The following is a 19650-nucleotide window of genomic DNA, read 5'->3' on the forward strand; positions in this document are numbered from 1 at the left end:
CTATGGGCAACCCTGCGACCGTGGGACGCAGTCGTTGGTCCTTGTAGGAAATGTTAACGCTGAGACACATATCCACACTTTCCTGAATGGCTTCGGCGAGTTAGGCTGCGCGTTCATTTCGCTAGCATCCATATAATGCTCCAACATTTATTGCAGGAATTTGGCTACTTTGCCCTCTTTCTAGGAACCTTTTTTGAAGGTGAGACGATTCTTGTCCTCGCCGGCTTTCTTGCGTTCCGTGGATACATGGACATCAACCTGGTGGTGGTGGTTGCCTTTTTTGGTAGCTACGCTGGCGATCAGCTTTGGTATTTTCTTGGGCGCAAGCACGGCCGCAAGCTGCTGGCGCGCAAGCCTCGTTGGCAGTTGCTGGGCGACAAGGCGCTGGAACATATCCGTAAGCACCCCGATATTTGGGTGCTGAGTTTCCGCTTTGTGTACGGGTTACGCACCGTGATGCCGGTGGCAATAGGATTGTCCGGTTATCCGCCCGGACGCTACTTACTACTGAATGGCCTGGGCGCTGCCGTTTGGGCCGCTGCACTGGGCGCTGCAGCCTATCACTTTGGCGCGCTGCTCGAAGGCTTGCTAGGCAATGTTAAGAAGTACGAACTGTGGGTGCTAGGCGCCTTGCTGATCCTAGGCGGGATCTTGTGGTTGCGACGTCGAATCAAGGCCGCTCGCATTGCCAGAGAGTTGGAATTGTCCAAGCGAGAATCGGCAACGGTCGAGATTAAGCACCTACCAGACGAATGAAATGTCCACGAGCGCACTAAAAACATTGCGCTCAGTCGCACGTAGGTCACTAACGCAACCCGGACCCGCTCACCACCATGGCAGCTATCTACAAATTGTCGCTCCCGTACAGTAGATAGCTCCCCAGGCGCACATGAACCGCGAATTGCATCGAGATGTAAGCCCGCTGCGACGGCTCGGCAGTATTTCGAACTTACGGAAAGGGCTCAAGTCAGACTGGATGATTGGGCATTTTGCGGCAACATTCGCCCGGCACCACCGGCGCGCATCCATAAATCCGCAGCTTGTCGCTGCCATGCTTGGTCCGCCGTGCATCAGCGGCTAATTTGGCATAAAACTGCAGACTGGTTAACACAGATTCCAGCTCGCCAACGGCGACTCCATCGGTGCCCTTCACAGGAGCAAACCCATGCAAAAGAAAGTGGCCGTTATTCTTTCGGGCTGCGGCGTCCAGGACGGAGCTGAGATCCATGAAAGCGTCCTTACCCTGCTGCGCCTGAACCAGCGCGGGGTTGAGGTGCAGTGTTTTGCACCCGACATCCCACAGCACCACGTGGTCAATCACCTGACCGGTGAGGAAATGCCCGAGTCGCGGAATGTTTTGATTGAGTCCGCCCGCATCGCCCGTGGCGCAATCAAAGATATTCGTGAAGCAGATGCCGACGAGTTCGATGCGTTGATCATCCCGGGTGGATTCGGTGCGGCTAAAAATCTGTCCAATTTCGCTGTTGAAGGCGCCAATTGCAGCATCAATCCCGCTCTGCTGGCCTTGGCCGAAGCGTTTGCCGAATCGCGCAAGCCCGTGGGGTTGATCTGCGTTTCCCCTGCCCTGGCAGCAAAAATCTACGGCCCTGGCGTTACTTGCACCGTCGGTAACGATCCAGAAACCGCCAAAGCAATCGGCAAAATGGGCGGCACCCACAAGGAATGCACCGTAGGCGAAATCGTTGAAGACCCTGCACGCAGACTGATCAGTACTCCGGCCTATATGATCGCCCAGTCAATCAGCGAGGCGGCGGCGGGCATTAACAAGTTGGTTGATCGGGTAATTGAACTTATGCAGGACCATGAGGAAGCGGCCTAGTCACAATTCCAAATTCAGAACGCGCGGCCCGTCTTCGATACCGCGCCGTCGTTAAGCCAATCGCGTGAGTATCCTGTCGAGCGCGTTGGCAAACGTCTGTTTTTCGCGGTCGCCATAGGGTGCTGGGCCACCGCTCATTTGGCCTTGTTCACGTAAATCAGTGAACAAATTTCGCACTGCCAAGCGGTCACCCATGTTCTGCGGGTCAAACTCGCGGCCCCGAGGATCTAGCGCGGCGACGCTTTTTTTGATCAGACGATCTGCCAACGGCACGTCGCTGCAGATCACCAGATCACCTGGCACCGCATGCTCGACCAAATAATCGTCTGCCGCGTCCGGCCCGCTAGGGACCACGATTAATTTGACGCAGCTGTAGCTCGGCTTAATTTGACTTTGTCCCGCCACCAGTAGCACCTCGAACTGACGCTTCAAGGCGAACTTGATGACCTGATCTTTCGCTGGCCGAGGACAAGCATCGGCATCTATCCAAACGCGCATACGGTACTTCCAAAAAGAGACAGTGAGTATGTGCTACACGTAAAAGCGTAACAAATACTGTCATTAGGCCATTGTTTTGCCAGCACTGAAGCCTATACTTTGCTCCCGCTACAAAACGGTTTTCCAATCGGCACCTCCTGCCGGTTGTCGACTTTCAGGGATGAACATAATTCATGGCATTTCGTGCAATGACTGCGTTGGCGTTAGTCGCTATTACGCAACTGGCTGGCTGCGCCGCCTTCCGCAGCTACGACACCGAACTCAAAGAAACCAACCAGCAGTTGGCTACCGGCAACGTTGACGGCGCGCTTTTAACGCTGGAAAAAAACAATGCAGGCGAAGATAAGGACTTGCTGTATTACTTCGAAAAAGGCGAATTACTACGCTCTAAGGGTGATCTTGCAGGCAGTCAAACCGCTTGGCATGCAGCCGATCGTGTCGTGTTCGCGTGGGAAGAGTCGGTCAAGTTGGATACCGACAAATACCTCAGCCAGTTCGGTAGTTACTTAGTCAACGACAAAGTCCGTCGTTACGAAGGTTATGACTACGAAAAAGTCATGCTAACCACCCAAATGGCCCTCAACCTGTTGGCCCAGAACAACTTCGAGGCAGCACGAACCGAGATCAAGAAGACTCACGAACGTGAGGCCGTGATCGCCCAGTTGCGCGACAAAGAATACGCCAAGAGTGAACAGGACGCTCAAAGCCGAGGCGTCAAAACCGAGTTCAAAGACCTTAAGGGCTATCCGGTAGAAAGCTTGAATGCGCCGGACGTTGTCGGCCTTAAGAACAGCTATCAAAGCGCGTTCAGTCATTATCTGGCCGGCTATGTCTACGAAGCACTGGGAGAACGAGGTCTTGCCGCACCCGGTTACCGCCAGGCCGCAGAGCTGCGCCCAAATACTCCGCTGCTCAGCCAAGCCCTGCTTAATCTCGACAACGCGGCCAGCACCAGCACGGACAGCGATGTTCTGATTGTGGTGCAAAGCGGTTTTGCCCCCGCCCGCGACTCGGTCCGTATTCCGCTGCCCTTGCCGATCAACAACGGCCTAGTGATCACGGCTTTATCTTTTCCGGTGATCAGACCGGACCTGTCGACCGCCGCCTTCAGCCAAATTGGTCTCGATGGCCAGCCGCTCAACCTGACGTTACTAAACAGCACCACCGCGATGTCGCGGCGGGCACTGCGTGACGACATGCCAGGGATCATCCTGCGCACTTCCGTGCGCGCCATTACCCGCAGCGTTGCTCAAGCCCAATTAAACAAAGCCAACCCGATGGCCGGGTTGGTGCTGGGTATCGCCTCCGCCGTAGCTGAAGGCGCGGATACCCGCACCTGGCGCACGTTGCCCGATACGACCCAAGTGGTCCGTTTGCGCCTTAAACAGGGCGACCATCAACTAAGTCTGCCGGCTGCTCAAGGCGGTCGACAGGTTCAGATCAAAGTCGATCAGCGCTACCAAGTCATCGCACTTCGTGTGATCGGTAATCAGGTTTACGCCAGCGGTTTGGCCTCACACGTCATCCCACCAAACACATCGCAAGCGTTGGCCAGCATCAAACAACCTTAACGGAGCGCCCGTATGCGTATCAAAATTTTTGGCCTGATGGCTGTTGCGCTACTCGTCGGTTGCGCTACGCCTCCACCTCCTCCGGTACCGGGCAGTGCTGCCAGTAAAATAGTGGCTATGGGTAAGCTGAAAAACATCGACGTCGGCGCTATGCGCGTTGCCCGCGAGAACGGCTTTCTGACCGTTAAAGCAGCGCTGAGCAATGCCAGCAGCAGCAATACGACGTTTTATTACCGATTTGCATGGCTCGACAACGACGGTTTTCCCGTGGCCGATGAAGAAACCTGGAAAAGCCAGACCCTATACGGGTCGCAAACCAGCGTTCTGACCAGCATCGCACCCGTGCCCAGGGCTACTGATTTCAGAATCGAAGTGAAAACGCCTTAATCAAAAACTCCTTTTTTGCTCGATCTTTTCAAGAGAGACCCACCATGTTTTTTGCACGCTTTTCACTGATCGCCCTAACTGCTCTTCTGGTCGGCGGCTGCGCCTCGAATTCCCCGGTTCTCGGCGGAAAAAATATCAGCTATGGCGACACCAAAGCTGTCGAGTTGGTGACCAACGAGTTCGGCTCAACTGACCTGCAAACCATCGCTGAAAGCATGACCCGCTCGCTGGCACAATCCGGCGCTTTGCAGGGTCGTCCTGTGGTGCAGGTGTACGACGTGAAAAACAAGACCAGCGAGTACATCGATACCCGCGAGATTACTACCTCGATCAAAACCCAACTGATGAAGACCGGGACCGCCCGCTTTGCCAGCGACAACACCGACATGCAGAGCCAGGTCGATCAACTTAAACTGCAAAATCAGAGCGGGCTATATAAGCCATCGACAGTCAATAAGACCGGCAATATGGTCGCTGCTAAATACCGACTGGAAGGCTCAATCAGCTCAATCGTCAAACGCAGCAGCGACGTTAAAGACGTTTTTTACAAGTTCAGCCTGCAACTGGTCGACGTTGACAGCGGCATAGCCGAATGGATGGACGAAAAAGAAATCCGCAAAACCACGGAGCGTTAAACAATGCGTGCATGGATCGGCATTCTCGGTTTGATCTGCGCCGTTGGCGCGCAGGCAGCCCCAAAAATTGCGGTCACCGACCTGGGCTTCGAGCAGCGGGTGGAGCAATACATCCATACGGTCTCCGCGCAGACATATGTCCAGGCCAACGCCTATCAAGCCAGTGGCTCGGCGAGTTACAACGAATACGAAAGCAGCACCAGCTACATCGAGCAGGGCGAGTTGCGCAAATTCAGCGGCGATATTAAGGGCGAGATTCTAAAGTCTGGAATGTTCAAACTGGTTCAGGGCACCCCGTACACCTCCAAATCCCAAGAAGACGTCTATGACGTAATCAAGCGGATAAAGAGCGGAAACTTTAAAGGGGCGGACTTCGTTCTGTTCGGAACTGTGTCGGACATCGATTTTCGTCAGGATATATCCGCTCTGGCAAATACCAATAGCCATTCGGCAGTCTTGGGACTGACGCTGGTTGGCAGCTTTAGCCTGATCAACACCCGCACCTTTGAAATCACGTCGGCCTTCACTGCCATGGGCGAAGGTCAGGACACAAAGCTGGTAAACGGCTACGACCAGCACATCTCGCTTAATCGCGGGCGCGTGGTACGGGACGTGTCGAAATCCATTGGCCAAGACGTAGCTCGGCAGTTGAAAGAACAGCTGGTTGGCTTTAATGGCAGCGGCGAAACTGCGCCGCCACGCACTAACCTGCCCCGCGACGAAGCGCCAACGATATTGCACTGACTAAAGATTCAGTTGCCCTAACCTCCTCGACATGCCGACGACGGCGTTGAGGGCAACCGTGTTTGGGAAGGAAACGGTGCGGTCCACCTGAAAGTCCGCGCCGTTAAATTCGCAAAAAAGCCTGCCTCCATGGGTCAGTGGCAGAGCACAATTGAATGCTGGCACGTCCTGCCCTTCCGAAAATTTGACTTTGTAGAGTTATGACTCTAAAAACACAGCACAAGTTTAAAAAGAGCAACGACCATGCCCGCCGAATTCGCCTACTTGCAAGAGTCTGAACAAACCGTCACCGCGCTTGAACATCTGTTCAACGTCCAACGTCAGGCCTTCGCCACCCATCCAATGCCGACTGCCGAGCAGCGCCAGCAATGGCTGAAGACCTTGCGCACGCTGCTGAGCGATGAGCGACAAGCTTTGATCCACGCCATCAGCAGTGATTTCAGTCATCGCAGCGCCGACGAAACGCTATTGGCTGAGTTGATGCCCAGTTTGTTGGGCATTCATTACGCCAGTAAACACCTTAAGCGCTGGATGAAGCCTTCTCGACGCAGCGTAGGCATGGCGTTTCAGCCTGCGTCGGCCAAGGTGGTGTATCAGCCGTTGGGAGTTGTTGGAATTATCGTACCGTGGAATTACCCGCTGTTTCTCGCCGTCGGACCCCTGGTTGGGGCGTTATCGGCCGGAAATCGAGTAATGCTCAAGCTCAGCGAATCAACTCCCGCTACCGGCCAGTTACTTAAGCGTTTGCTGGGTCAGGTCTTCCCGGCGGATCTGGTAACAGTCGTCTTGGGCGAGGCTGAAGTCGGGATAGCCTTTTCGAAGCTGCCGTTTGATCATTTGTTGTTCACCGGCGCGACCAGCATTGGCAAACATGTGATGCGCGCCGCTGCTGAAAATCTGACACCGGTCACTTTGGAATTAGGTGGAAAATCCCCGGCGATCGTTTCCCATGACGTGCCGCTCAAGGACGCGGCTGAACGGATTGCCTTCGGCAAAGGCCTGAACGCGGGGCAAACCTGCGTCGCGCCCGATTATGTGTTGGTACCACAAGACCGAGTCGATGGCTTTATAGAGGCCTATCGCGAGGCCATTCGCAATTTTTACCCAACGCTGACTGACAACCCGGACTACACCGCGATTATCAATGAGCGGCAGCTCGCGCGGCTTAATCGCCACCTCACCGACGCCAGCAGCAAAGGCGCGAAAGTGATTCCGCTGTTTAACGAAAGCCAAGGCCGACGCATGCCGTTCAGCCTATTGCTCAATGTCCGCGACGACATGACGGTGATGCAAGATGAAATTTTCGGTCCGATTTTGCCCATCGTGCCCTACAGCAGCATCGACCAGGCCTTTGCCTACATCAATCAGCGACCGCGCCCGCTGGCGTTGTACTACTTTGGATACAACAAGGCCGAGCAACAACGGGTGTTGGAGCAGACGCATTCCGGTGGGGTGTGCCTGAACGACACGTTATTGCACGTCGCCCAGGATGACATGCCGTTTGGCGGCATCGGCGCCTCGGGCATGGGCCATTACCATGGACATGAAGGGTTTCTGACGTTCAGCAAGGCCAAAGGCGTGTTTATCAAGCAGCGCTTTAATGCGGCGCGATTGATTTATCCGCCTTATGGAAAAGCGATACAGCGACTGGTGTACAAGCTGTTTATTCGCTGATCTGGCTTCCAGGAAAATACAGGCCCAACACTAAAATGAACACCATTGACCACTTTAGTTTGTCGCGGCGCACTGCACTAAAAGTCGGCCTATGCGCAGGTGCTTTTTTGTCCACAGCCGGACTTGCCGCAAGCCTGACGGGTTGTTCAGCCAGCGCGCCCGCTGCTGATTTCGAGGTATTGCGCGATAGCGACTTACCGTTTCTGCGCGCGCTGATTCCGGTGCTGCTGGAGGGCAGCCTTGGCGCCGTTTCAGTGCAGAACGCTGTCGCTGACACGTTAAAAAATATCGATGCCAGCCTGAGTGGGCTTTCTCCTGGAGTGCTGAAACTAACTCAGCAGTTATTCGACGTATTAGCGTTGCCGGTGACACGCGGCCCGTTAACAGGTATTTGGGGACGCTGGGACAACGCCAGCTCGGAGCACATCAGAATCTTTCTTAACCGCTGGGATAGCAGCTCGCTCGGCATATTGCGAATGGGCCATAACGCCCTACTGCAATTGGTGATGATGGCGTGGTATGGCCGGGCCGAATCATGGGCGCATTGCGGGTATTCAGGCCCGCCTACGGTTTGATCACCCCGACCAACGCATCCCCGTTAAAAATAAGAATAAAAGCAGAGGTTTTATGCCGGTTCCTGATGTGTTTCGAGAAGGCCTTGCCCGCGGCTGGAAAACCTACAACGGCGCAAAGCTGGGAAAAGACCTGACGCTCGAAGCCGACGTGGTGGTTATCGGCAGTGGCGCGGGCGGAGGGACAACAGCAGAGATTCTGAGCGCTGCCGGGTATAAGGTATTGCTGATCGAAGAAGGCCCGCTAAAAACCAGCAGCGACTTTAAAATGCTCGAAGCACAAGCCTACTCCACGCTGTATCAGGAAGGCCTTGGTCGTATGAGCAAAGACGGCGCGATCACCATTCTTCAAGGCCGCGCCGTGGGTGGCAGCACGCTGGTGAACTGGACCTCAAGTTTTCGCACGCCAGAGCCGACGCTCGCCCATTGGGAGGACCAGCACGCCGTCAAAGGCCATAGTGCCGCGCAGATGGCGCCGTGGTTCGAGAAGATGGAGCAACGGCTGGGTGTAGCACCGTGGGGCCTACCGCCGAACGCCAACAATGAAGTGATCCGCGCGGGCTGCGAACACCTCGGTTATAGCTGGAAAATCATTCCGCGCAACGTTCGCGGGTGCTGGAATCTGGGCTACTGCGGTATGGGTTGCCCGACCAATGCCAAGCAGTCGATGCTGGTCACGACTATTCCCGCCACGTTGGACAAAGGCGGCGAACTGCTCTATCTCGCGCGGGCTGAAACGCTGATGTTCAAGGGTGACAAGGTCGTAGGCCTGCAATGCCTGGGCATGGATGAGCGCTGCGTGACGCCCAAAGGTCGCAGTATCACAGTCAAGGCCAAACATTATGTACTGGCAGGAGGCGGCATCAATAGCCCGGCGTTATTGATGCGCTCTGAGGCGCCCGACCCACACAAACGCGTCGGCAAACGGACCTTTTTGCACCTGACAAGCTTTTCGGCGGCGCAGTTTGATCGGGTTATCAATCCGTTTTACGGTGCACCACAATCGATCTATTCCGACCATTTCCAGTGGCTCGATGGCGCAACTGGACGGATGTCCTACAAACTCGAAGTGCCACCCTTACAACCCGCACTGGCTAGCACTCTGCTGGGTAGCTTTGGCCAAGACAATGCAGAATACATGGCTCATTTGCCTAAAACCCACATGATGCTGGCCTTGATGCGCGATGGCTTTCACCCCGACAGCGTGGGCGGAAGCGTGCAACTGCGCGGTGACGGGACGCCAGTGCTGGATTATCAGGTGTCGCCCTACGCGTGGGACGGCATCCGACGTGCTTATCAAAGCATGGCGGAGATTCAATTTGCAGGCGGCGCGAAGGCGGTGATGCCGTTGCATGAAGACACTGGCTACGTCAAAACCCTCGCCCAAGCGATAAAAGTGATTAATGGCTTAAGCCTGGAAATCTTCCGCACCCGACTGGGCAGTGCGCATGTGATGGGCGGTTGCGCCATGGGAGAGGACGCTGATACTGCTGTTTGCGACAGCCTTGGACGACATCATCGGTTGAGCAATCTGTCTATTCACGATGGCTCGTTATTTCCCACCAGCATCGGCGCCAACCCGCAGCTCTCGGTGTACGGACTGGCCGCACAACTGACGACGGCGTTGGCGGAGCGGTTGAAGACAGTGCTCCTGTAAGCCCTGAAAACCCGACACTAGCCATAAGCCGACTTGGCCGACCGGGATGGCTGCGATACCATCCGACTCCCTAAGGACTCCGACCAGGACGACGCGATGAACCGAGTGTTGTACCCAGGCACCTTCGACCCTATCACCAAGGGTCATGGCGATCTGGTCGAACGCGCCGCGCGCCTGTTCGATCAAGTGGTCATCGCTGTCGCCGCCAGCCCGAAGAAAAACCCGCTGTTTTCCCTGGAACAGCGCGTGGAGCTGGCACGCGAGGTCACCAAACATCTACCCAATGTCGAAGTCGTAGGTTTTTCAAGCCTGCTGGCTCACTTCGCCAAAGAACAGAACGCGAATGTGTTCCTGCGTGGTCTGCGGGCAGTGTCAGATTTCGAATATGAGTTTCAATTGGCGAACATGAACCGCCAATTGGCACCCGACGTTGAAAGCCTGTTCCTCACCCCGTCTGAACGTTATTCGTTCATTTCTTCGACGTTAGTCCGTGAAATTGCGGCACTGGGCGGCGATATTACTAAGTTTGTACATCCCGCCGTCGCCGATGCGTTGACCGAACGGTTCAAACGCTAAGGTGCAGAAACAACCCTAATGCGGCACAATTCGCCGCATTAGTTTCCCGATGCCCCGGCGCTGACCGCGGCAGGAGTGTTTCATGTCCCTGATCATCACCGACGACTGCATTAATTGCGACGTCTGCGAACCCGAGTGCCCTAACGAAGCGATTTCACAAGGTGAGGAGATCTACGTGATCAATCCAAACCTGTGTACTGAGTGCGTGGGTCATTACGATGAGCCGCAATGCCAGCAAGTCTGCCCGGTGGATTGCATCCCACTGGATGAGGCTCACGTCGAGAGCAAAGACGACTTGATGGCGAAATATCTGATTCTGACCAGCAAAGCCTAACGCGCCTAGCGGCGGTTATTCGCGTTTGTTGTAACCAACGCCGGTACATCCCAGGCAGCGTGCAAACGCCGCCCGGCCGGGGTCCACGACCAAGGCTTTACCGGCGTCACCGATACCGCCGCCTGCCGCTGCAAATGGCAGTGCCACAACAAACACCACTGCGCCAACGGCGGTTGCCGCGATCAACAAAGGCCGAGCAATCAGCAAATCGCCAATCATGGCGAAGGCGGGAGGTGCTTCAACATCGTGGGTTAGATCACCGCTTTGCTCTTGCTGAGCCTGAGCGGGGAGCGCTTGCAAACCAAATAGGAAAGCCGAGACAACAACAAGGGTACGAAACGGGCTCATGGCGTGATCCTTCAAGCGCTATGGTAGGAATGCTGCTCACTATAAACAGCAGCGTCGGTTTCGCAAGGTTTGCATCGGTCAGATATCATTTCGCCTAACTTGCCGATTTTTGTGAGTACACCTCAGGTCTGGCACTTAGGGCAAAACACACTCGCGCGCTGGCCAAGCCTGACGTCCTTCAGCTCATTGCCGCAGACCTTGCACGGCTTATATCCGCGACCGTAGACAAACAACTCCTGCTGAAAATAACCGGGTTGACCGTCGCCACCGATAAAGTCTTTCAGGGTGGTACCGCCACGTTCGATGGCGTGGATCAGGATTCGTTTAATCTCGACGGCCAACCGCAGGTATCGCGCACGAGAGATGCTCTTGGCCTCCCGGCGCGGATCGATCCCGGCAGCGAACAGCGCTTCGGTGGCGTAGATGTTCCCGACGCCGACCACCACTGCGTTGTCCATGATGAACGGCTTGACCGCCATTGATCGCCCTCTGGACCGCTCGAACAAACGCTCGCCGTCGAACAACTCAGTCAACGGCTCCGGGCCAAGGCGGACTAGCAACTCGTGATTGTGTGGATCGAGGCTCCAGAGCATTGCGCCGAAACGACGCGGATCGGTGTAGCGCAGGGCCAGCCCCGATTCCAGTTCGATATCAACGTGTTCATGCTTGAGCGCGGGCAAGCCAGCTTCAACCAGACGCAAGTTACCCGACATGCCCAGATGACTGATCAGCGTCCCGACTTCGGCATTGATCAGCAGATACTTGGCTCGTCGCTCTACCAGGACGATCCGCTGCCCGGATAAACGCACATCCAGGTCTTCCGGAATAGGCCAGCGCAATCGCCGATCACGGACAATCACGCGACTGACGCGCTGCCCTTCCAGATATGGCGCAATGCCTCGGCGGGTGGTTTCAACTTCGGGTAATTCAGGCATTAGGGACCTAGGCAGAAAGCGGGAGCGACACCTAGTGGACGCTCAGCTCGCGAATGGACTCTTTCAAGTGTTCGAAGTCGTAATCGGACATCCCGAGGTAATCAAGGATCAAGTGACTGACGCTGTCCCACTCGTGGTCTTCGCCTTGATTGCCCAGTACTCGATAGGACTCGCAGACATGCTCAGCCATCTTCAATATGGCTAACAAATTTTTCAGTTGGCTATCGGCCCCGGTGTCATTCTGAAAAATTGCCAAGGCGTTGTGATGATTGGCAATGGCATTAACCACGTGCTCAGGCAGGCGCCATGACTTCGCGGTGAAGTAGCCGACCACCGCATGGTTGGTGTTAAACGCAGCGTTCTCAGTGTCCACAACTCGACAGCTGGGCCCCGCCTTAGCGTACGCGTCTTCCAGCACATTCATGTAATCGGGAAAGCGCTTAAGCATCAACGGGATGCCGCAATCGTGAAACAAACCTACCGCGTAGGCTTCATCCACAACTTGCGAACCAACTCGTTTGGCCAACGTCAGGCTGGTCATCGCAACGTCTTGGGCCGTATCCCAAAAACGATTCAGCGTGACGATGATTTCATCGCTCATCTCGCCCTTGATCGATTGCGCGTTGATCAGATTGATGATTGAGCCATCGCCCAAGACCTTCACGGCGCGCTCAATCGAGGTAATTTTTTGAGGCAGGCCGTAATACGGTGAATTAACGATTTTTAACAACGCTCCGGATAAGCCCGGATCTTGCGCAATCAACCGCCCAATCGCGCCCATATCTGGATCGGGCATGTACTGTTCCATCTGCAAATCCACCATGATTTGCGGTTGGGGCGGAACGCTGATTCCTTGCAGCGCCTGTCGAATCTGCTCGGAAGTAAGCTCTGGCGGCATAAAATACATACTCTTGACTAGGCGGCGATTCTAACCCTATCGGGGGTTTAGTCGGCAACCGATGGCGCACAACGCAGGAACTTTGACCAAAGAGATGCTTCGGATAGTGTGACTCCTGAGGGTTCGGCCACCGAACTCAAGACGGCCAACACGTTAGCTCGGGACCAATGATCACTGCCAAAAAACGAGGAAAAACCATGTCTAATACCCTGAGCGGTAAGCGCATCGCCATATTAGTTACAAATGGTTTCGAGCAAGCCGAACTGACTGGCCCTAAAGATGCGTTGGAACAAGCGGGCGCAAAAGTCGAAATTCTGTCGACCAAGGAAGGGCAGGTAAAAGGCTGGAACCATGACAAACCGGCTGACGACTTCGAGGTGAATTTGACCTTCAAGTCAGCGGATATTGATCAATACGACGCCGTTGTGTTGCCGGGTGGCGTTCAGAACTCGGACACGATTCGCGTTGATGTCGATGCCCAGCAGATCGTAAAAAAAGCTGATTCGGCAGGCAAGCCGATCGCAGTGATCTGTCATGGCGGCTGGCTGTTGGTGTCCGCGGGTCTGGTTAAAGGGAAAACCATGACCAGCTACAAAACCCTAAAGGACGACCTGATCAATGCGGGCGCTAATTGGGTTGATAAAGAAGTGGTCAAGGATGGGCAGTGGATCAGCAGCCGCCAGCCCGACGATATTCCAGCGTTTAACCGTGAGCTGATCCAGGCCCTGTCGGCATAATCGGGCTTGTACCAGTTAATTACCGTGATCCCGGCCCTGAGTCGGGATCACGCGTTATAATCTCGCTCTTTTTTCAGGAGCGACGTCATGTCCCTGCCTAGCTTGCGCCTCAAAGCCAACGCCGACCGTCGCTTGCGCAACGGTCACTTGTGGGTCTACAGCAATGAAATCGACGTAGCCGCCACCCCACTCAGCGGCTTTGCTGCAGGCGATCAAGCACAGTTGGAAGCCGCTGGCGGCAAGCCACTGGGCATCGTTGCCATGAGCCCCAACAACCTGATCTGCGCGCGTCTTGTGTCCCGCGATATCAAGGTGCAACTGGATAAGTCGTTGCTGGTGCATCGCCTGAACGTCGCTCTGTCCCTGCGTGACCGTCTGTTCGACAAGCCTTATTACCGCTTGGTATTTGGTGATTCCGACCTGTTGCCAGGCTTGGTCGTTGACCGTTTCGGCGACATCTTGGTGGTGCAGCTGGCTTCCGCCACCATGGAAAAACATAAGGACGATTTGATTGCGGCCTTGGTTCAGGTGGTCAAGCCAAGCGGCATTCTGTTCAAGAATGACTCCGCCGCCCGCGACGCCGAAGGCCTGACCCGCTACGTGGAAACTGCTTTTGGTCTGGTGCCGGAGTGGGTAGCCCTGGAAGAGAACGGGGTGAAGTTTGAAGCGCCGGTCATTGCAGGGCAAAAAACCGGCTGGTTTTACGACCACCGCATGAACCGCGCTCGCATCGCTCCCTACGTCAAAGGCAAACGTGTGTTGGATTTGTACAGCTACATCGGCGGCTGGGGCGTACAAGCAGCGGCTTTCGGTGCCAGCGATGTTTTCTGCGTTGACGCTTCAGCCTTTGCCTTGGACGGTGTTGAGCGCAACGCAACGCTGAACGGCTTTGCTGACAAAATCACCTGCATCGAAGGCGACGTGTTTGAAGCCCTGAAGGAACTGAAAAACAGCGAAGAGCGTTTCGACGTCATCGTGGCAGACCCACCGGCCTTCATCAAACGCAAAAAAGACATGAAAAACGGCGAAGGCGCTTATCGCCGCCTGAACGAACAAGCCATGCGCCTGCTCAGCAAAGACGGAATCCTGATCAGCGCTTCGTGTTCCATGCACCTGCCGGAAGATGACCTGCAAAACATCCTCCTGACCAGCGCCCGCCATTTGGATCGCAACATCCAAGTATTGGAGCGCGGCGGCCAAGGCCCCGATCACCCGGTTCACCCGGCTATTGCTGAGACGCGCTACATCAAAAGCATTACCTGCCGATTGCTGCCAAATAGCTGAAATACATGACAAGCAGCACGCTTCTACAATTGGCATATGAGTTACGTAGAAGCGTCTGTTGATCGGTAATTTTCTGGCCTCACATGGAGCCAGACGTCAGTCCAGAATGAACTTGAAACAATTTGCCGTGTCTTTGTTGGGCTAAACGGGTCTTGCTGCCCGATTTTTTTCTTCGCGACCGGCCCGTCCATCGGCGCCCTTATCTTTTCTCCAACCAAAGATAATCATGCCAATGCCTACTCCTTTTTTCGTAAATATTGCCCGTCAGCGCTTGATCCTTGGGGCCAGCCTACTTGGAAGTTTGCTTTCGCTCTGTGGCCTGGCGCAGGCGGAAGATGCTAAAGCCAGCGATCGCTGGGTCAGTGACACCCTCAATACTTATGTGCGCGCCGGCCCGACCGACGGCTACCGCATAGTCGGTACGCTCAAGTCCGGTCGAAAAGTTGAATTGATCAACACTCAAGGTGACTACAGCCAAGTGCGTGGCGAAGGTGGCAGTACGGTATGGATTCCCAGCGCCGACCTGCAAAGCGTACCTGGCCAGGCAGAACGCTTGCCGGAGCTGGCTCAGCAAGTGACCGACCTTAGCGGGCAGTTGAAAACAATCGATGACCGCTGGAAGGTTCGTGTTCAGGGCATGCAAGAGACACTCGATACCCGCAAGAAGCTGATCGATGAGCTCGAAGCCCGCAGCAAGGATCTCAATACGCAGCTGACTAACGCACAATCCGAACTTCGCACCTCGCAGGCGAAACTGGGAGACGAGAACAACCAGGTATTAATGCGCTATATGGCCTACGGCGGCAGCATCGCCGGCGCCGGACTGCTCATTGGTCTAATCATTCCGGCAATGACCCGCGGCCGCAAGCGTAAAGATGGCTGGGTTTGATGCGCCGTTCGTAGTTCATCCCCCTGTAGAAGCGGGCTTGGTCGATGGCGTCATCACAGACACACAGCATCCCAAAGCACACCGGCATTCCCTCCGGCCACCACAGGTGTAGAATCGCGTCTATTCATCGCCAGTCATCCCCCGGCGGGTTTATGAGCTCAGACCGAGCGCGCATGGCGATCCCGTAGCGTTGTCGGTTTCATCGCAGTTTCCGGTCACTGCCGGGCCTTAGCGACGTCAGTAGAAGCTCTCCCCCCCTTGAAACCTGATTTGCCGGAGTGCCCCATGCCTGATTACCGCTCAAAAACGTCTACCCACGGCCGCAACATGGCCGGCGCCCGCGCTTTGTGGCGCGCCACCGGGATGAAAGACGCCGACTTCAAAAAACCGATCATCGCTATTGCTAACTCATTTACCCAGTTCGTGCCTGGCCATGTGCACTTGAAAGACATGGGTCAACTGGTTGCGCGTGAAATCGAGCGTGCGGGTGGCGTTGCCAAGGAATTCAATACCATTGCGGTAGATGACGGCATCGCCATGGGCCACGACGGCATGCTGTATTCCCTGCCGAGCCGCGAGATCATCGCCGACTCCGTGGAATATATGGTCAACGCCCACTGCGCTGACGCTATTGTCTGCATTTCCAACTGCGACAAAATCACCCCAGGGATGTTGATGGCTGCTTTGCGCCTGAACATTCCGGTGATCTTTGTTTCGGGCGGACCGATGGAGGCTGGCAAGACCAAATTGTCAGCCCATGGGCTGGATCTGGTCGATGCCATGGTGATTGCTGCCGACCCAAACGCCAGCGACGAAAAAGTCGCCGAATACGAGCGCAGTGCCTGCCCAACGTGCGGTTCGTGCTCCGGCATGTTCACCGCCAACTCGATGAACTGCCTGACAGAAGCGCTTGGGCTCGCATTGCCAGGCAACGGTTCGCAACTGGCAACCCACAGCGACCGCGAGCAGCTGTTTCTGCAAGCGGGCCGGACCATCGTTGATCTGTGCCGTCAGTACTACAACGAAAACGATGAGTCGGTGCTGCCGCGTAATATTGCCAACTTCAAGGCGTTCGAAAACGCCATGACGCTGGACATCGCCATGGGCGGCTCGACCAACACCATCCTGCACTTGCTGGCCTCAGCACAGGAAGCCGAAATCGACTTCGATCTGAAGGATATCGACCGCTTGTCGCGCAAAGTGCCTCAGCTGTGCAAAGTCGCGCCGAACATTCAGAAGTACCATATGGAAGACGTGCACCGCGCAGGTGGAATTTTCAGCATCCTCGGCGAACTGGCCCGTGGTGGCCTGCTCCACACTGATCTACCCACGGTACACAGCAAGACCCTGGCCGAAGGCATCGCCAAGTGGGACATCACCCAGACTGACGACGAAGCCGTGCACACGTTCTTCAAAGCGGGCCCGGCCGGCATTCCGACGCAGACGGCGTTCAGCCAGTCGACCCGTTGGGAAACCCTGGATGACGACCGTGAAAACGGCTGTATCCGTAGCGTCGAGCACGCGTACTCGCAAGAAGGCGGCTTGGCCGTGCTGTACGGCAACATCGCGCTGGATGGTTGCGTCGTGAAAACCGCAGGCGTTGACGAGTCGGTCCATGTATTCGAAGGCACCGCAAAAATCTTCGAAAGTCAGGACAGCGCAGTTCGCGGAATTCTGGCGGATGAAGTTAAAGCTGGCGACATCGTGATCATTCGTTATGAAGGCCCGAAAGGCGGTCCAGGCATGCAGGAAATGCTCTACCCCACCTCGTACCTGAAATCGAAAGGCCTGGGTAAATCCTGTGCACTGTTGACTGACGGTCGTTTCTCGGGGGGCACTTCGGGTCTGTCCATCGGCCACGCTTCGCCAGAAGCGGCAGCAGGCGGCGCGATTGGCTTGGTAAGAGAAGGCGATAAAGTGCTGATCGACATTCCCAACCGCGGTATCAACCTGTTGATCAGCGATGAAGAAATGGCAGGCCGTCGTGCCGAGCAAGACGCCAAAGGCTGGAAGCCGGTTGAAAAGCGTCCGCGCAAAGTGACGACGGCGTTGAAAGCCTACGCCTTGCTCGCCACCAGCGCTGATAAAGGCGCGGTTCGTGACAAAGCGATGCTTGATAAGTTGATGCCTTAGACGCAACCGGCCATTTGCAGGCAAGCCTGCGCCCATAGGATCAGGACCGGACACATCATTTGTGCCTGACATTGAATCTGTGGGAGCAGGCTTGCCCATGAATGAAGCGACGCGGCGTCATTGATACACTGCGCCCTTCAACGCCTTTACTGAATCTCTTGCGGCTTCACGATCACCCAATTCTTGTCCGCCGTCACTGCAAGACCTTCTTTGGCTTGGGCTTGTGCGTTGGATTTCATCATGCCGTTGAGTTGGGTCATGTACTTGTCTTTGCGGTTGACCCACAGGTGAACGCCGCCCTTGGCCACGTCAACGCTGTGGAACAACATATAGCCGTCGCTTGACGGGGTATCTCCACCCACTAGAACCGGTTTTTTCCACTGATCAATGTAGGTCAGAATCGCCGCCTGCTTACCCGCCATCCAAGTTGCCGGGGTCCATAGGTATGGAGTCAGCTCCAGACTCATGTTGGCGTTCTGGTCGTATTTGCCTGCTGTGATTTGTTTGCGTGCAGTCGTGAGTTCGCCAGTTTTGCGATTTTTAAGCAAGGTGCTCACGCCGATGACGTTTTGCGGTTTAACGTTGTAGCCGTACTTGGGATCCGCCGCGACCATGCGTACCAGCTCCTCAGAAGCGGCCGTCATAACGTAAACCTCAATACCATTTTCCATCAGCTTGTTGTACAGCTCCGCCTGCCCGGCATAGACCTTTGGCGGCTCAACATTGATTGTCTTTACAATGTCGCCATCGTAATAGGTGCTCGGTACCGGTTTGCTGGACGCCATCAGCTCATCGACGTAACCTTTGAGTTCGGTGAGGGTAAAACCGGAAAATACTTGGGCAACCCACGGGTAGCAGACCATGTCGTCAACTTCACACAGACGGTAGTAGTAGCTGAAAAGGCTTTCCTTGTGATCCGCCGTGTCCTTGAAGGGGATCAGCTTAAGGGAAGGGTCGAGGGTTTCACGAGTGATCAGTCCTTTGTTTTCCATGAACGGCAATAGCGCTTCTTCCAAATCGTAGCGATAGCTGGTGTTGTCCATGTCGAACACGGCAAAGTTGCCCTTGTTGGCGTTGGCTTCGATCATGGCGTTGAGTTGCTTGGCCTGGGCGGCAGGCCAATGGGTCAACTCGGTAGCGAAAGTCTGGCTGGCAAGTCCCAACGTTAGTGCAGCAGCAAATAGTTTCGGCACGAGCTTCATAACGGCGTCCCCTTTTTTAATTAAGCACTGACCGTAACAAAATCTCATGACATATCAGGTTTACCCGCGACCACTTGTGTTTCGACGACGTCATGTTGATAACAATTAAAAGCGATGCCGCCTGCGATTTCAGGTTCTTAGTTAGCCCTTAGTGCGCTCCCATACTTCAAAACTGTAGGCCGGCTTGTCATCCAGCGCCGAACTTTGGGTGTTCGAGACCAGCGTCCACTGCGCCCTATCGAATTCGGGAAACCACGCGTCACCATCGGGGCTCAGGGCCACGCGGGTAAGGTACAAACGGTCCGCCTGCCCCAAGCCTTGCGCATACAATTGCGCCCCGCCGATCAGCATCACTTCGGCTGCGCCCTGCTCCAGTGCCCACTGCTCGGCACGCACGACGGCAGCGTCCAGCGAAGCAAACACTTCCGCGCCTTGAAGCTGTAAATCGCGCTGGCGACTGACCACCAGATTCAACCGTCCCGGCAGTGGCCTACCAAGTGAATCCCAAGTCTTGCGACCCATGATGATCGGCTTACCCAAGGTGGTCGCCTTGAAATATTTGAAATCCGCAGGCAAATGCCAGGGCATGGAATTGTCGACGCCTATCACGCGGTTTTCACCGAGGGCTGCAATCAGGCTGAGGGGCAGATAAGTTTTCATGAGCGCGAGAATAGCAGAAGCACAGCGCTTGCCCTGAGCCCGGCCACAGAGGTTATGCTCAGCACTGAATTTTTTG

Annotated in this window: 21 protein-coding genes; 15 read left to right on the top strand and 6 right to left on the bottom strand. The window is 55.4% G+C overall.

The features are described 5' to 3' along the window. Positions 1-132: 132 nt before the first annotated feature. Together RGW60_RS17755 and elbB are read left to right on the top strand one after the other, a co-directional pair. On the top strand, positions 133-756 hold the full coding sequence (locus RGW60_RS17755) for a DedA family protein (RefSeq protein ID WP_322206959.1): 624 nt from the start codon (positions 133-135) through the stop codon (positions 754-756). 409 nt (positions 757-1165) lie between these two features. Beyond that, positions 1166-1840: an isoprenoid biosynthesis glyoxalase ElbB gene (elbB, locus tag RGW60_RS17760; RefSeq protein WP_322205802.1), complete on the top strand. Its 675-nt coding sequence runs from the start codon at positions 1166-1168 to the stop codon at positions 1838-1840. A gap of 51 nt (positions 1841-1891) precedes the next feature. Here elbB and RGW60_RS17765 read toward each other — a convergent pair whose 3' ends face one another. Then, positions 1892-2338 (bottom strand): YaiI/YqxD family protein, encoded by a 447-nt coding sequence (locus RGW60_RS17765; RefSeq protein WP_322205803.1) that lies wholly within the window; start codon positions 2336-2338, stop codon positions 1892-1894. Between the two features lie 173 nt (positions 2339-2511). Between RGW60_RS17765 and RGW60_RS17770 the strand changes: the two genes are divergently transcribed. The 9 genes from RGW60_RS17770 (at position 2512) to RGW60_RS17810 (ending at position 10488) form a co-directional block, all read left to right on the top strand. Continuing rightward, entirely contained in the window at positions 2512-3909 is a 1398-nt protein-coding gene (locus tag RGW60_RS17770) for a hypothetical protein (protein WP_322205804.1), read from the top strand. A gap of 12 nt (positions 3910-3921) precedes the next feature. Then, a complete protein-coding gene (locus tag RGW60_RS17775; RefSeq protein WP_322205805.1) occupies positions 3922-4296 on the top strand; it encodes a YcfL family protein in 375 nt (124 codons plus the stop codon). A 44-nt stretch (positions 4297-4340) separates the two neighbouring features. Next, positions 4341-4931, top strand: coding sequence for a penicillin-binding protein activator LpoB (gene lpoB, locus RGW60_RS17780; RefSeq protein ID WP_322205806.1), 591 nt, complete (start codon positions 4341-4343; stop codon positions 4929-4931). 3 nt (positions 4932-4934) lie between these two features. Beyond that, positions 4935-5675, top strand: a complete 741-nt coding sequence (locus tag RGW60_RS17785; protein ID WP_322205807.1) for a penicillin-binding protein activator LpoB — start codon at positions 4935-4937, stop codon at positions 5673-5675. Positions 5676-5918: 243 nt separating this feature from the next. Next, positions 5919-7349 (top strand): coniferyl aldehyde dehydrogenase, encoded by a 1431-nt coding sequence (locus RGW60_RS17790; protein WP_322205808.1) that lies wholly within the window; start codon positions 5919-5921, stop codon positions 7347-7349. 35 nt (positions 7350-7384) lie between these two features. Continuing rightward, a complete protein-coding gene (locus RGW60_RS17795) occupies positions 7385-7924 on the top strand; it encodes a twin-arginine translocation pathway signal protein (RefSeq protein WP_322205810.1) in 540 nt (179 codons plus the stop codon). Between the two features lie 52 nt (positions 7925-7976). Continuing rightward, on the top strand, positions 7977-9578 hold the full coding sequence (locus RGW60_RS17800; RefSeq protein WP_322205811.1) for a GMC family oxidoreductase: 1602 nt from the start codon (positions 7977-7979) through the stop codon (positions 9576-9578). 96 nt (positions 9579-9674) lie between these two features. Next, positions 9675-10154, top strand: a complete 480-nt coding sequence (gene coaD / locus RGW60_RS17805) for a pantetheine-phosphate adenylyltransferase (RefSeq protein WP_322205812.1) — start codon at positions 9675-9677, stop codon at positions 10152-10154. Positions 10155-10236: 82 nt separating this feature from the next. Continuing rightward, entirely contained in the window at positions 10237-10488 is a 252-nt protein-coding gene (locus RGW60_RS17810) for a YfhL family 4Fe-4S dicluster ferredoxin (protein ID WP_259101132.1), read from the top strand. A 15-nt stretch (positions 10489-10503) separates the two neighbouring features. On the opposite strand, the gene RGW60_RS17815 is transcribed toward RGW60_RS17810, so the two are convergent. The 3 genes from RGW60_RS17815 to RGW60_RS17825 form a co-directional block, all read right to left on the bottom strand. After that, positions 10504-10836 (bottom strand): multidrug transporter, encoded by a 333-nt coding sequence (locus RGW60_RS17815; RefSeq protein ID WP_322205813.1) that lies wholly within the window; start codon positions 10834-10836, stop codon positions 10504-10506. 122 nt (positions 10837-10958) lie between these two features. After that, positions 10959-11771 carry a bifunctional DNA-formamidopyrimidine glycosylase/DNA-(apurinic or apyrimidinic site) lyase gene (gene mutM, locus RGW60_RS17820; protein WP_322205814.1) on the bottom strand — a complete coding sequence of 271 codons (813 nt, stop codon included), beginning with the start codon at positions 11769-11771 and terminating at the stop codon, positions 10959-10961. 31 nt (positions 11772-11802) lie between these two features. Further along, entirely contained in the window at positions 11803-12669 is an 867-nt protein-coding gene (locus RGW60_RS17825) for an HDOD domain-containing protein (RefSeq protein WP_322205815.1), read from the bottom strand. 197 nt (positions 12670-12866) lie between these two features. On the opposite strand from RGW60_RS17825, the gene RGW60_RS17830 reads away from it, so the two are divergent. The 4 genes from RGW60_RS17830 to ilvD all read left to right on the top strand — a co-directional run bounded on the left by RGW60_RS17830 (position 12867) and on the right by ilvD (position 17712). Further along, positions 12867-13406 (top strand): type 1 glutamine amidotransferase domain-containing protein, encoded by a 540-nt coding sequence (locus tag RGW60_RS17830; protein ID WP_322205816.1) that lies wholly within the window; start codon positions 12867-12869, stop codon positions 13404-13406. A gap of 87 nt (positions 13407-13493) precedes the next feature. After that, positions 13494-14690: a class I SAM-dependent rRNA methyltransferase gene (locus RGW60_RS17835; RefSeq protein ID WP_322205817.1), complete on the top strand. Its 1197-nt coding sequence runs from the start codon at positions 13494-13496 to the stop codon at positions 14688-14690. Between the two features lie 226 nt (positions 14691-14916). Continuing rightward, the gene (locus RGW60_RS17840; protein ID WP_407074099.1) at positions 14917-15579 is read left to right on the top strand and encodes a TIGR04211 family SH3 domain-containing protein; all 663 of its coding nucleotides are present in this window, start codon (positions 14917-14919) and stop codon (positions 15577-15579) included. 285 nt (positions 15580-15864) lie between these two features. Next, positions 15865-17712 (top strand): dihydroxy-acid dehydratase, encoded by a 1848-nt coding sequence (gene ilvD, locus RGW60_RS17845; RefSeq protein WP_322205819.1) that lies wholly within the window; start codon positions 15865-15867, stop codon positions 17710-17712. Between the two features lie 146 nt (positions 17713-17858). Here ilvD and RGW60_RS17850 read toward each other — a convergent pair whose 3' ends face one another. Together RGW60_RS17850 and RGW60_RS17855 are read right to left on the bottom strand one after the other, a co-directional pair. After that, positions 17859-18914, bottom strand: coding sequence for a haloacid dehalogenase-like hydrolase (locus RGW60_RS17850; protein WP_322205820.1), 1056 nt, complete (start codon positions 18912-18914; stop codon positions 17859-17861). Positions 18915-19055: 141 nt separating this feature from the next. Beyond that, a complete protein-coding gene (locus RGW60_RS17855; RefSeq protein ID WP_322205821.1) occupies positions 19056-19574 on the bottom strand; it encodes a dihydrofolate reductase in 519 nt (172 codons plus the stop codon). Positions 19575-19650: the final 76 nt, after the last annotated feature.

This window comes from Pseudomonas sp. AB6, from assembly GCF_034314105.1.
Taxonomy (GTDB): domain Bacteria; phylum Pseudomonadota; class Gammaproteobacteria; order Pseudomonadales; family Pseudomonadaceae; genus Aquipseudomonas.